Below are 13783 nucleotides of genomic sequence, written 5' to 3'. Positions count from 1 at the left end.
ATGACGCCTTTAATCAAACAGAATAAAAATGATCAGCTCATTATCCAAATTACCGATACTCATCTCATGGATCATCCTGACACGCCGTTTGTTCAGATAAATCCTGAACAAAGTTTTCATGCAGTGATCAATGATATTTTAAATCGCTATCAAGACATTGATGCGATTATTCATACAGGTGACTTGGCACAGGTACCACATGAGGCAACTTATCAGCGATATTTGAGTTTCATGAAAAATTTGAATATTCCGTTTTATCAAATTCCAGGGAATCATGATGATGCCGAATATTTTCCTTTTGCAGCGCCTGATCCTATACCGGCCGTGTTAACTTTCGAAACGTGGAAAATCGTCCTATTAAATAGTGCTGTGCCCCACAAAGTAGATGGTTGGATTAAAGCAGAACAATTGAATCATTTATCAATGATTCTTCAGGAAACACAGCAGCACCCTGTCATTTTGGCGTGTCATCATCACCCACTTGAAATGAAGTCCAAGTGGATTGATCGACACATCTTAAAAAATTCAGATCAATTGACCCAGATCATGGCAGAGTATCAACACATTCAAGCAGTGATCTTTGGACATGTGCACCAAGATTCGTTGAATGTTTGGAAAAATATTCAATTTTTATCAACGCCCTCCACCTCCGTTCAGTTTAAACCAAAGACTGAAGATTTTGCCTTTGATGACCTTGCACCAGGCTATCGCAGCCTACTACTGAAAACTGACGGTAGCTTTGAAACACGTGTTCATCGCCTACAAAATTTCGCGCAAAATATTAATAAAGAAATTTCAGGTTATTAGCTTTTCTTTTAAAGTGTTTTGGATTAAGTTATCTGTCCGAATGGAATCTGAACAGTCCAAAACAGATATTCATAGCTTTCATCTTTGATAAAAAATCTATATGATGACGCCCCCGATAGCAACAATCTATCGGAAGCGATAAAAACACTTGCATATCACCATATTTTTTGCGTACGCAAACACGCATATGATGAGGAATGCCCTTTATGGCGAATGACAACCAAAATCAAGTCTTGGAAGAAAACAACGTAGTTGCTGAAAAAGTAAAACGCGTGCGTAAGACCAAGCCAAAGACTTCCGAAGGCGGTACTACAGCGAGTCTATTTGGCATCGAGCCTTATCAGCCGAAAAAAAATGAAGAATACATGTCTGAAGGTCAACTTGAGCATTTCCGTCAAATTTTATTGGCATGGAAAGACGAGTTAATGTCAGAAGTGGATCGAACATTAAATACAATGCAAGATGAAAATACTGCATTGCCTGATGTAAATGACCGTGCAACGCAAGAAGAAGAGTTTGCGATTGAGCTTCGTACTCGTGACCGTGAACGCAAGTTAATTCGCAAAATTGAACAATCTATCGAAGCAATCAAAAATGATGACTATGGTTTCTGTGAAACCTGTGGGATCGAAATTGGCTTACGTCGTTTAGAGGCTCGTCCAACAGCGACGCTTTGCATTGATTGCAAAACTTTAGCTGAAATTAAAGAGAAACAAAATAACGGTTAATCATGTTATTTAATAATCCTTCCCTAACCCCTCCTTTGATAAAGGAGGGGGACAACAGGATGGCTTATGTGGGTCGGTTTGCGCCATCGCCAACCGGCCCTCTTCATTTTGGATCACTCATTACAGCTGTTGCAAGCTATTGTGAAGCAAGATCTCATGCAGGCAAATGGGTTGTACGAATTGAAGATACAGACATCCCTCGCATATATCCTGGTAGTGAAGAACATATCTTGTCATGTATTGAAGCTTTCGGTTTCGAGTTTGATGACGAAATTATCTTTCAAAAAGACCGTTTAAACATCTATGAATCTGTCTTAAATGATCTTCAGCAACGTGACCTCACCTATGCCTGCCAATGTACACGCAAAATCTTAGGCTCTAATCATATCTATAGCGGTACTTGCCGCGATTTAAAACTACCACACGATCAACAAGCCATTCGGGTTAAAACATCAGACGAGTTGATTTGTTTTGAGGATCTTTTACAAGGTCAGCATTGCTCTAATTTGACCAATGAATTAGGAGATTTTGTTCTTAAACGTCGCGACGGTATTATTAATTATCAGCTCGCCGTGGTTGTGGATGATTATCTACAAGGAATGACTCATGTTGTGCGTGGTGCTGATTTGCTGGATAACACTGAACGACAAATTTGGTTAGGGCGATTATTGGGCTACCCTGAACTTCAGTATATGCATTTGCCCCTAGCAATGAATAAAGATGGTACAAAGCTTTCTAAGCAAAATTTAGCTGTAGCACTTGATCTCACCCAAGCCCCCCAACTCTTGAACAAAGCTATTCATGCATTAGGACAAGATCCAGTTGATCTAGATCAACCAAATCGCATGCTTCTACAGGCAATTCAACAATGGGATCGTAAGAAAATTCCAGTTGGCACCACCATACAAGGTGTTTTTGAATAGTGTCCATACAGAATCATGCTTGTTATTCAGCTGAAAATGTTTTTGAATTCCATTTAAATAGATTAATCAGGAGTTCATTATGTTTTTTATTTTTGGGGTAGGACCTAAAACCATCAAAACGGAAAAGGGGCAATTTCTATGCCCAGTCTGTCGTACACATAGCAATTATGAAATTAAACAACAACGCAATTATTTTTCTTTATTTTTTATTCCATTGATTCCACTATCAAAACCCAAATCTGGTCAAGCCACCTGTTTAAACTGTGGCACACATATGCCAACAATGGTGTTGCAGCAAAATAGTACTCCACCATCATCAGATTTGAATGCTTAAGATACAATCGTGTATTTTAAAAGCTAGATACTTCCTTAGCCTGATTCTTTTCTTGGGTTGTTGCTTCAATTTTCAGCATTAAACTGACCATGACAGCACACATAATCAGAGATGAACCACCATAACTAATAAATGGTAAAGTTAAACCTTTTGTTGGGAGCAGCCCCATATTCATGCCAGCATTTACCATAATTTGCAGAACAAAAATAATGCTAATCCCGTAAGCCAAATAACCCGCTCTCAAGAATTGATGTTGAATGGCACGATGCCCAATTCGAATACACGCACCCACCATAAGAAATGACAGTGCGAGAACAACCGTAATGCCCATGAAACCGAACTCTTCTGCCAAAATAGCCAACATAAAGTCCGTATGCGCCTCAGGGAGATAAGACATTTTTTGAATACTATGGCCTAAGCCTACCCCTAACCATTCACCACGCCCAAAGGCCATAAGCGCATTTGAAAGCTGATAACCAGAACCTAAAGGATCTGCCCATGGATTGGTAAAAGACATTAAACGCTCGAAACGATAAGGCTCGAACACAACCAGCACTACAAATGCCATGATAATGGCACCCAATGCAATACCAAACTGGATTAGTGGCGCACCTGCAAGAAAGAACACCCCTAACATCGTTAAGGCAACCACTACCGTTGCACCTAAGTCAGGTTCAGCAATAATCAAACCAACTGTACATAGCATTACTGTTGCTAATCGTGCCAGCCCTTTCACATTATTTCGCACTTCTTCTGCCCGACGGACAACATAATCTGCAGTAAAAATAGCCATCATCACTTTCGCAGCTTCAGTAGGCTGGAAGGTAAATCCTGCGATTCGAATCCAACGCGTCGAACCGTTCACTTCCGAACCGACTAATAGCACCGCGACAAGCAATGCCATAGTCATCATCCATAACGGAAATGTGTTATTAAACCAGGTATTTAACGAAACACGATAAACCAAAATTGCTGCGACAAACGCAACCACGATGGATATGGCATGGCGGATGACATAGTGGAATGGATTTTCATGCAATCTTTCTGCGTAAGGCATAGAAGCTGAACCAACCATCACCGTTCCAATACAGAGCAGTGCAATCACACAAAAAATTAGAACATTCCTTGATGTAATTTCACTTGGAATACGTGGTAACCAACGTTGGTAAATTTTATTCACTTTATCAATCGTTGTCTGAGCTGACTCAGCCATATCTTCGTCCTTATTGTTCTTCGTGCAGCGCATTCACACAAGCAACAAATTGATGTCCGCGTTGTGGATAGCCAGTAAACATATCAAAACTTGCACATGCCGGCGAAAGCAATACCACATCATGTTGCTGTGTATTTGCTTGGCATAATTTTACTGCTTCTTCTAATGATGTAGCGTGAAGAATTGTGGTTGTGCCTTGAATTGCTTGTTCAATCACTGGCGCATCTTCACCAATGAGTACCGCGAGTTTTGCAAATTCCGTTAATGATTTTCTTAAAGCAGTAAAATCTTGCCCTTTACCTTGACCACCTAAAATGATGGCAACTTTAGCTTTCTGTACTGCGATCGCCGCACCTAAGCCGTCTAATGCTGCTAAGGTTGCCCCAATATTTGTACCTTTTGAGTCGTTATAATAACGAACACCTTGCACTTCTTTGACAAATTCGCAGCGATGTTCCAACCCCTTGAAGGTTTTCAAAGTTTCCAGCATGACCTCTAATGGTAGACCTATCGCTTCACCTAAGGCTAAACACGCAAGTGCATTTGCGACATTGTGTGTCCCTTGAATATACATCTCAGAACTTTTCAATAAACGTTCACGCCCCCTTGCTAACCACATCGTGCCATCAGTATCTCTGAGTACACCATACTGATTCATATCTGGTGCATTGAGCCCAAAACTCTGCATTGGCGTTGCATCAGGTACTAAAGGACGTGTCAAAGAGTCATCCCGATTGAAGACCACTTTCTTGACACCTTGAAAAATACGATGTTTGGCAGTGTGATATCCCATCATATCGCCATGACGATCGAGATGGTCTTCGCTCATATTTAAGACGACAGCAACTTCAGCATTTAAGTTCGATGTAGTTTCTAATTGGAAACTGGATAGTTCTAAGATATATAGCTCTGGATCATCTTTGGTTAAATCTAAGGCTGGACGTCCTAAATTCCCCCCTACAGCGACTTTCTTGCCTGCATATTTCGCCATTAAGCCGATCAAGGTGGTCACTGTGCTTTTTGCATTAGAACCTGTTATTGCAACAATAGGCTTTTCAGTCGCACGTCGTAAAATTTGAATTTCACTGACAACAGGAATGCCTTGTGCAAGTGCTGTTTGAATCACTGGCAGTTTAGGATCAAGCCCTGGACTGATAATAATTTCCTCAGCAGACAACAACATTTCTTCGTCAAATTTCCCAAAGCTAGTTTGGACTTCAGGTGGAATTTGATCATGTCCAGGTGGAGAGGTCCTCGAATCTGTTACTGCAACGTGATAGCCTTTTTCATGTAGAAAATTTACCGCAGCAACACCCGAAATTCCGAGTCCTGCGACAACTTTTAATCCACCACGCTGTATTAACATTTCTGCCCCATATTTTAGTCTAATTAGAAACTGCCGAAATGTTAGCACTTTGCTGCTTTGAATGCTTTTTTTGATTTCATAATCTTGACATTATTTTGTGTCCATGCGTAAAAAAACCGCCAATTTAGGCGGTTTTTTTATTGAAGTAAACTACTTCCATTTCACAGCTTGAGGGTTTAACTTGGGTGTTTCCTTGTCTGAAACAGGACAAGCGCAATTTCCGCCACATCCAGCAGTCATTTTGGGTTTAAGCCACTTTGATAGTGCCTTCCACCCTTTTCTTTCCGTGGCATCTGATAGTTTCATAAAGACTGAATTTGACGTCTGTGGAAAAACCTTTTTGAATACGACCAATGCACTCCAAAGGACCAATGCCGTAATAATTAGAATTTCAATCATCTCAGTCTCCTCAACTCTTCAGATTTAAGCTAACACGCTGGTCGCGACTTGATAGGTCAAGAACGACATAAAGTACGCTAAACCAAATAAATAGACGGTCATAAAGCCAACTGTCTTCCAAGAACCTGTTTCGCGTCTCACTGTCGCTAATGTCGCCAAACAATGTGGTGCATAAATGAACCAGACCAAAAGTGATAATCCTGTTGCTAAAGACCAGCCCAAATCCCCACCACTACTAATCAGTGATGCCAAGCCTTCCGACATCGCATCCTCATCAACAGCAGACAAAGCATACACCGTGCCTAAAGCAGCAACGACAACTTCACGCGCAGCCATGGCTGGAATTAAGGCAATACAAATCTGCCAATTAAAGCCTAATGGCGCAAAGATTGGTTGCATCAAATGACCTAACATCCCCGCAAATGAATAATCAATCGCAGGTAATGTTGCACCCTCAGGTGGTTGTGGGAATGTGCACAAGAACCATAATAAAATAGAAAGCGCAAAGATGATTCCACCGACTCGCTTTAAAAAGATTTTTGCTCGATCAAGCAAACCAATCCACACATTTTTCAAATCTGGAAAACGATAGCTTGGAAGTTCCATCAATAGCATATGTTGAGATTTATCTTTTTGGAAAAACTTCAACACAAACGATACGATCAGTGCACTCACAATCCCTGCCATATATAGACCGAACAGCACTAAACCTTGAAGGTTAAATAGTCCCCAAACCGTTTGAGAAGGCACAAAAGCTGCAATCAACAACGCATAAACGGGTAAACGAGCTGAACAAGTCATCAATGGTGCAACAAAGATCGTGGTCAAACGGTCTCTTGGATCACTAATAGTCCTTGATGCCATGATTCCAGGAATTGCACACGCAAAACTCGACAGTAATGGAATAAACGCACGTCCCGAAAGACCTGCTTTATACATCAAATTATCAAGTAAGAATGCCGCTCGGGGTAAATAACCTGATTCTTCAAGCACCAAGATAAAGAAGAATAAGATGAGAATCTGAGGCAAAAAGACAACTACACCACCAGCACCCGCGATAATTCCATCAACCACTAAACTATTGAGTAATGGATGGGCAATATTCTCGCCAACAACTTCACCCAACCAGCCAAAGAACGTCTCAATACCATCCATGAAGGGTGCCGCCCAAGCAAAAACTGCTTGGAAAATGACGAACATCATCACCGCTAAACTGAATAGACCAAATACAGGGTGCAGAAAGATTTTATCGAGAAAAACTGAACGTTTATCATCAAATTCAACAAATTGAACGGCATCTTTGACAATCGCTTCAACTTTGTCGTGATCAGATCCTTTCAAACCTGTCAGCTCAGTTTGAGGAACAGCATATTTGCCATGATCTAGCGCATTCATCAGGTTTTCAATACCTGAGCGACGTACAGCAACCGTTTCTACAACTGGAATGCCTAAGCGCTCAGAAAGCTTCTGAGTATTGATTTGCATTCCACGACGGCGAGCTTCATCCATCATGTTAAGCACGAGTAGCATTGGACGACCCAATTGGATCAACTCCAAAACTAAACCAAGGTGCAACTTCAGATTGGTTGCATCTACAACGCATAAAAATGCATCTTGACGACCTTCTTCCGCAATTTTCCCATAAACAACATCACGGGTGATTTCTTCATCTGGACTAGTTGCGTCTAAACTATACGTTCCTGGCAAGTCTAAAACACGAACCGCTTTACCTGAGTTTAGCGTGAAATGACCAATTTTTCGCTCAACGGTTACACCTGCATAGTTACCTACTTTTTGGCGTGTTCCAGTCAAATGATTGAATAATGAAGTTTTACCACAGTTAGGATTACCAACAAGGGCAACACGCAACGCATCGCTCATGCCGACACTCCTTCTATTTCAATTTTTTCTGCTTCATTTTTTCTTAAGGCAAAGCGAGTAAAACCCACTTGAATGAGAATTGGTTCGCCACCAAACAGTCCTTTCGTAATGACTTGTACTTTAGTTCCGGCAACAAATCCTAGCGTTTCTAAACGACTTGCCACCATATCTGTAGAAGTACCATCTACAGTGCGATGCACTTGCGTAATGATGGCAGATTGTTTGACTTTCAAATCAGATAAACGCACCGTACCTAACCCTAAAAAATTTTGAACAGTATACATACAAATGAGAATTATTACCGCACTCTCATCAAGAATGATTCGCATCTTCTTATAACACATCGACATGCATAGAAAATTACACTACATTAGATAATCTCAATTAAATCAATCGAATTTCTCAATCGAATATCCATATGATTAATAAGAAACCTCGAATTCCTACCCCCATTCAAATTCCAGAACAACTTTCGTTCTTATACGGATTTCGGGATTATTTAATCGCTCAGTCTGTTAGTCCGCACACCCGAAATGCTTATCTCACAGATTTAGTCCAATGCAGTACTCTGTTAACCAGCCCCATGACCTTATGGTCACATGATGATATTTCAGATGTACTGATTGAGCTCACCAAACAAGGGAAAAGTCCTCGATCAATTGCTCGCACTTTATCGGCACTTCGGTCTTTTTATAAATTTTTAAGAGAGCAAAATTTAAGAACAGATAATCCTATAGCAGCGCACAAAACACCCAAGTTAGGACGAGCGTTACCTAAAGATTTATCTGAGCAAGATGTTGAATCACTCATTCAAGCACCAGATACAAACACAGCGTTAGGCTTGCGTGATCGCACGATGTTTGAAGTCCTTTATGCTTGTGGTTTACGCGTGAGCGAACTGATTAATTTAAGAATAGATCACATCAATCTCAATCAGGGTTTTTTGCGAATTTTGGGCAAAGGAAATAAAGAGCGTTTAGTTCCTTTGGGGCAAATTGCTGTGGAATGGATTGAAAAATACTTAGCAGAAGCTCGCCCCCAACTCCATAAAAGTGCTACAGATTACTTATTCCTGACCCAACATGGCGGGATTATGAGCCGTCAAAACTTTTGGTATGCCATCAAACGTTATGCCCTCCAAGCAGGTATACCTACAGAGCTATCCCCCCATACATTAAGACATGCTTTTGCAACTCACCTGCTCAATCATGGTGCAGATCTCCGAGTGGTACAAATGCTCTTAGGGCATAGTGATTTATCGACAACCCAAATTTATACGCATGTTGCACAAATTCGCATGCAACAACTTCATGCTCAGCATCATCCCCGTGGCTAAGTCATCGATCTGAATTTTGTAGCACTGAGCTATAATTTAGGATTTGAGAATATTTTTTGTTATGCTTAGCGCAGTAAAAATAATGCTGAAAACTTTAAAAGGGTTGTTTATGTTATTTACCCGTTCGAAAATTTTATTCGTTTCTACCCTTGCAACGACGCTTTTTATGTATGCATGCTCCAAGTCTGAAGACACACAAAAATCAGATGGTACTTTAACGGCAACTGCTCCAGCAACCGGCCAAGCATCAAATTTAACTGAGCGAAATGCGCAACAACGCTTGATTCAAAAGTTAGAGAAAAATTTTAAAACCGCAAATATCAATGCCAAAATTATAGACATTAAACCAACCGAAGTACCAAATCTTTACTGGGTCAATTTAGAGGGTATGACTGCGGTATACACTACTGCAGATGGTCAATATATTTTCCAAGGTGATTTACTACGTTTAGGTAATAAAAAAGTTGAAGATATTGGACAATCCTTCCAGTCGGCATTGAGTAAAGGGTTACTAAGCCAGTTAAAAGCTGAAGATCTCATTATTTATCCAGCTAAATCTAAAACCAAACATATCGTTTACGTTTTTACAGATATCAGCTGCCCTTACTGCCATAAATTGCATGAACATATGGATGAAATCAATTCTAAAGGAATTGAAGTTCGTTATATCGCGTGGCCACGTGGAGAACAATATTTCCCAGCAATGGAAAGTGTCTGGTGTAGTAAGGATCGTAGAACCGCATTTGATCAAGCTATTGCAGGTCAACAATTGGACAATGCCAACTGTGAAAATCCTGTTAAAGATCAGTACCAAATGGGTTTAAAAATGGGTGTAAATGGAACGCCTGCAATTTACAGCTCAGAAGGTGTTTATCTTGGTGGATACATGACAGCAGATGAAATACTACGTAGCTTAAATAACTAATATTTATGAGATAAATTACTGCTTTTTATACATCAATATTTAACTCGATTGACCCTAGAGTCTGCCTCTTTTTTTAGCTATGATCTAGGTTCAATAAAATTTTACATATTTTTTGGAGTGTGACGTGAAACCAGTTCGTCTGGCAATACTCGGTCTAGGAACCGTAGGTGGTGGTGCCCTTAAACTATTACAAGAAAACGCTGCTGAAATTAGACGTCGCACCGGTCGTGAAATTCAAATTACTTATGTGGGTACTCGTCGCCCTCGCCCAGATTTAAATCTTCCAGACTCAGTTAAACAAAGTGCCGACCTTCTTGATATCGTTCGTCAACCTGATGTTGATGTTGTTGTTGAAGTCATGGGTGGTATTCACCCTGCTTATGAAGTCATCAAAGAAGCAATTGTTCATGGCAAACAAGTTGTCACTGCCAATAAGGCGCTTTTAGCTGAACATGGTAACGAATTATTTAAACTTGCTGAAGACAATGCTGTGCAGATCGCCTATGAAGCAGCTGTTGCTGGCGGTATTCCAATTATCAAAGTAATTCGTGAAGGCTTAGCTGCCAATAAAATCGAGTGGCTTGCAGGCATCATTAATGGTACAGGCAACTTTATCCTAAGTGAAATGCGTGAAAAAGGACGTGCTTTTGCGGACGTTTTGAAAGAAGCGCAAGAACTTGGCTACGCTGAAGCAGATCCAACCTTTGATGTAGAAGGGATTGATGCTGCTCACAAGTTAACCATTCTTGCTTCTTGTGCATTTGGTATTCCACTTCAATTTGATAAAGTTTTTACTGAAGGAATTGGTAAAGTTACTGCACAAGATGTGAAGTATGCTGAAGATCTTGGCTTCCGTATTAAGCATTTAGGTATTGCACGTCGTGCAGAAAAAGGCATTGAACTACGTGTTCACCCAACGCTCATTCCAGATGATCAGTTGATCGCAAATGTAAACGGCGTTAAAAATGCTGTTCTCGTACAAGCGAACGCAGTCGGCCCAACTTTATATTATGGTGCTGGTGCTGGTGCTGGTCCAACTGCTTCTGCCGTAGTCGCTGACGTTGTCGATATCGTTCGTGACATTTCTTATACTGAAGACGGTGCTGGAACTATTCCACAATTAGCATTTGAAGCACTCACAGACTTACCAATTCTAAGTCGTGAAGAAATGACAACGGGTTACTACATCCGCATTAATGCTGAAGATCAAACGGGTGTACTTGCTGAAGTTACTACGATCTTGAGTCGTGCAGGAATCAGTATTGATGCCATTATGCAGCAACCTCGCTTAAAAGACCTTATTCCTATCGTGATTCTGACAGATCCTATTGTTGAATCAAAAATGGATGAAGCGCTTTCACAAATTCAAGCATTACCCGTCATCCATGGCGAAATTGTACGAATTCGTTTAGAATCGCTTGATAATTAATCATCTCGGGTAGAGGGTACTGCTGCCCTCTCCAGCTCTACACACAATTGGAACATCATCATGTCTAATGCCAATCGTTACACTGGTTTAGTTGACCGTTATCGCGACCGTTTACCAGTGTCTGCAACTACTCGTGCAATCTCCCTAGGCGAAGGTAATACACCACTGATTAAGCTTGCGAATATTCCACGTTTAATTGGCAAAAATGTTGAAATTTATGTGAAGTACGAAGGCTTAAACCCGACTGGTTCATTTAAAGACCGTGGTATGACCATGGCAGTCACTAAAGCGGTTGAAGAAGGCTCTAAAGCGATTATCTGTGCATCTACAGGTAATACCTCTGCTGCCGCTGCCGCTTATGCTGCTCGCGCTGGTATTAAAGCATTCGTTTTAATTCCAGAAGGCAAAATTGCAATGGGTAAAATGGCTCAAGCAATGATGTATGGTGCGATCACAATGCAAATTCGTGGTAACTTCGATGACGGTATGCGCCTTGTTAAAGAAGTTGCTGACCAAGCCCCTGTAACTATCGTAAACTCAATCAACCCTTACCGTTTGCAAGGCCAAAAAACGATTGCATACGAAATCGTTGATGAATTAGGTCGTGCACCTGACTATCACTGCTTACCAGTAGGCAACGCAGGTAACATCACTGCACACTGGATGGGTTATACAGAAGTTGTTGCAAACCAACCTGCGGATCAATTTGAGCAAGTAATTTATGATGCTGAAACTGATCAATTCACTGGTCCTAAACCTGAAGGTTTACCGACGATGGTTGGCTATCAAGCTTCTGGCGCAGCACCATTCTTACGTGGTGCACCTGTTCAAAACCCTGAAACTGTTGCAACAGCAATCCGTATTGGTAACCCACAAAGCTGGAACCATGCGAAAGCGGTAGTACGTGACTCTCAAGGTTGGTTTGATGAATTAACAGATGCTGAAATCTTAGAAGCTCAACGTTTGCTTTCCATGTATGAAGGTGTATTTGTTGAGCCTGCGTCTGCAGCTTCGATTGGTGGTGCAATCCGCGATATTAAAGCGGGTAAAATTGCTGAAGGTTCAGTCATCGTTTGTACTGTAACAGGTAATGGTCTTAAAGATCCTGATACTGCAATCAAACAATGTTCTGATGCTGTTATGCTTTCTATTGATGCAACAATGGATCAAGTACGCGATTCAATTTTGTCTAATATGTAAGATTGCATGATAAAAAACCCTGCAGATGCAGGGTTTTTTATTTATGGTCTAGATCGCACGTGGTAACTGACTGGTCCAACGCATTAAGCGAACAGCATCATCATTACGAGCTTGAGTATTGCTTGCCCCTAAAAGCACAACTACAGCTGGACGATTATTCAAAGTCGTATGCATCACCACACAACGCCCAGCCTCATTAATAAATCCCGTCTTTGAAATGTTAATATTCCAGCCACCGTTACGAACGAGAGAGTTCGTATTGTTCGATTTCAACACACGATAACCGAGGTTAAAATCATAGGTTGGCGTCGTAGAAAATTGACGAATAAGACCGTACTGTGATGCGGTACTCACCAAGATGCCCAAGTCCCGCGCAGAAGCAACATTGCGAGGATCTAGACCTGTAGACTCAGTAAATTTAGATGAATGCATCCCTAAGGCACGTGCTTTATTATTCATAGCAGAGACGAAAGCCGCACGACCTCCTGGATATGTTCGAGCCAAAGCCGCAGCTGCAGGGTTTTCAGATTTCATTAAAGCGAATAATAAGGCTTCAGCACGATTCATTGTGTCACCTACACGCAATGTCGAGCTTGAGTTTTTACCACCCGCACCTGCAAAATCAATGCTTTGCAGCGTAATATTTTCAGACATATTTAATTGTGCATCTGCGATCACAACAGCTGTCATTAATTTTGTAACAGACGCAATCGGTAGAGCAGTATTCGTGTTCTTACTAAATAAGACCTCACCCGTATTTGCATCCATGACCAATGCTGCACGCGCGTTCACAGAAGGTTGATTACTATAGCGACTGTTATCAAGAATCTGAGAGGTTGGTGATGTTGAGGTCGCAGGGCCTGTAGATTTACGAATTGTTGTTGTAATCGTGGTTGTTGCTTGAGGTGTATACTCTTCTGATGAGGAAGTAGAAGCTTTGAGACTATCATTATTTAAGAATTGGCTTGCATCTTCAGATGACCAACTGATGCTCGCCTGCCCCGGTGCAGAATTAGCATGATTAATTAATTCTGCAAAGCTCAATGAGCTCATAGAGAGTAGTACTGATGTAGTCAGCACATGCATTAGCGTTAATTTCTGTTTTTTCACGATAACTTACTCATCTTACGGAGGCATTTTGCATCATTGCTAATCACCTCAAATATGACTTACATTTAGGTACAAACGTGATTAATATTAAACCACGTGATTATGCACAGTATTTTAGTAAAGATTAGGAAT

The 13783-nt window shown here is 41.0% G+C and carries 14 protein-coding genes; 8 read left to right on the top strand and 6 right to left on the bottom strand.

Annotated elements, in window-relative coordinates; translation table 11 throughout:
* The 4 genes from cpdA to AC1M9B_RS08310 all read left to right on the top strand — a co-directional run bounded on the left by cpdA (position 1) and on the right by AC1M9B_RS08310 (position 2792).
* Positions 1-807 carry a 3',5'-cyclic-AMP phosphodiesterase gene (cpdA, locus tag AC1M9B_RS08325; protein WP_481590437.1) on the top strand — a complete coding sequence of 269 codons (807 nt, stop codon included), beginning with the start codon at positions 1-3 and terminating at the stop codon, positions 805-807.
* A gap of 206 nt (positions 808-1013) precedes the next feature.
* Positions 1014-1535 carry an RNA polymerase-binding protein DksA gene (gene dksA, locus AC1M9B_RS08320; RefSeq protein WP_035263919.1) on the top strand — a complete coding sequence of 174 codons (522 nt, stop codon included), beginning with the start codon at positions 1014-1016 and terminating at the stop codon, positions 1533-1535.
* A 59-nt stretch (positions 1536-1594) separates the two neighbouring features.
* Entirely contained in the window at positions 1595-2458 is an 864-nt protein-coding gene (gene gluQRS, locus AC1M9B_RS08315) for a tRNA glutamyl-Q(34) synthetase GluQRS (protein ID WP_481594777.1), read from the top strand.
* Positions 2459-2537: 79 nt separating this feature from the next.
* A complete protein-coding gene (locus AC1M9B_RS08310; protein ID WP_481608933.1) occupies positions 2538-2792 on the top strand; it encodes a zinc-ribbon domain-containing protein in 255 nt (84 codons plus the stop codon).
* A 16-nt stretch (positions 2793-2808) separates the two neighbouring features.
* Here AC1M9B_RS08310 and ftsW read toward each other — a convergent pair whose 3' ends face one another.
* The 5 genes from ftsW to AC1M9B_RS08285 all read right to left on the bottom strand — a co-directional run bounded on the left by ftsW (position 2809) and on the right by AC1M9B_RS08285 (position 7899).
* Positions 2809-4005 carry a putative lipid II flippase FtsW gene (gene ftsW / locus AC1M9B_RS08305; protein WP_035263915.1) on the bottom strand — a complete coding sequence of 399 codons (1197 nt, stop codon included), beginning with the start codon at positions 4003-4005 and terminating at the stop codon, positions 2809-2811.
* A gap of 10 nt (positions 4006-4015) precedes the next feature.
* Positions 4016-5371 carry a UDP-N-acetylmuramoyl-L-alanine--D-glutamate ligase gene (gene murD / locus AC1M9B_RS08300; RefSeq protein WP_481591487.1) on the bottom strand — a complete coding sequence of 452 codons (1356 nt, stop codon included), beginning with the start codon at positions 5369-5371 and terminating at the stop codon, positions 4016-4018.
* 150 nt (positions 5372-5521) lie between these two features.
* Positions 5522-5770, bottom strand: a complete 249-nt coding sequence (locus AC1M9B_RS08295; protein WP_035263913.1) for a DUF6587 family protein — start codon at positions 5768-5770, stop codon at positions 5522-5524.
* 24 nt (positions 5771-5794) lie between these two features.
* On the bottom strand, positions 5795-7651 hold the full coding sequence (gene feoB / locus AC1M9B_RS08290; protein WP_481591488.1) for a ferrous iron transporter B: 1857 nt from the start codon (positions 7649-7651) through the stop codon (positions 5795-5797).
* Positions 7648-7899 (bottom strand): FeoA family protein, encoded by a 252-nt coding sequence (locus AC1M9B_RS08285; protein WP_481591514.1) that lies wholly within the window; start codon positions 7897-7899, stop codon positions 7648-7650. The genes feoB and AC1M9B_RS08285 overlap by 4 nt, the downstream gene beginning before the upstream one ends.
* A gap of 170 nt (positions 7900-8069) precedes the next feature.
* Between AC1M9B_RS08285 and xerD the strand changes: the two genes are divergently transcribed.
* From xerD to thrC, 4 genes are all read left to right on the top strand, one after another.
* Entirely contained in the window at positions 8070-8987 is a 918-nt protein-coding gene (xerD, locus tag AC1M9B_RS08280; RefSeq protein ID WP_481591489.1) for a site-specific tyrosine recombinase XerD, read from the top strand.
* A gap of 109 nt (positions 8988-9096) precedes the next feature.
* Positions 9097-9912, top strand: coding sequence for a DsbC family protein (locus tag AC1M9B_RS08275; RefSeq protein WP_481591490.1), 816 nt, complete (start codon positions 9097-9099; stop codon positions 9910-9912).
* 124 nt (positions 9913-10036) lie between these two features.
* Entirely contained in the window at positions 10037-11341 is a 1305-nt protein-coding gene (locus AC1M9B_RS08270) for a homoserine dehydrogenase (protein WP_035263907.1), read from the top strand.
* Between the two features lie 60 nt (positions 11342-11401).
* Positions 11402-12541, top strand: coding sequence for a threonine synthase (gene thrC / locus AC1M9B_RS08265; protein WP_481608932.1), 1140 nt, complete (start codon positions 11402-11404; stop codon positions 12539-12541).
* Between the two features lie 48 nt (positions 12542-12589).
* Here thrC and AC1M9B_RS08260 read toward each other — a convergent pair whose 3' ends face one another.
* The gene (locus tag AC1M9B_RS08260; RefSeq protein WP_143047408.1) at positions 12590-13651 is read right to left on the bottom strand and encodes a serine hydrolase; all 1062 of its coding nucleotides are present in this window, start codon (positions 13649-13651) and stop codon (positions 12590-12592) included.
* Positions 13652-13783: the final 132 nt, after the last annotated feature.

The sequence above is a fragment of the Acinetobacter sp. ANC_7513 genome (genome assembly GCF_056779915.1).
Note: the sequence above shows the minus strand (reverse complement) of the source record. Positions and strands in the feature narration are given on the sequence as shown.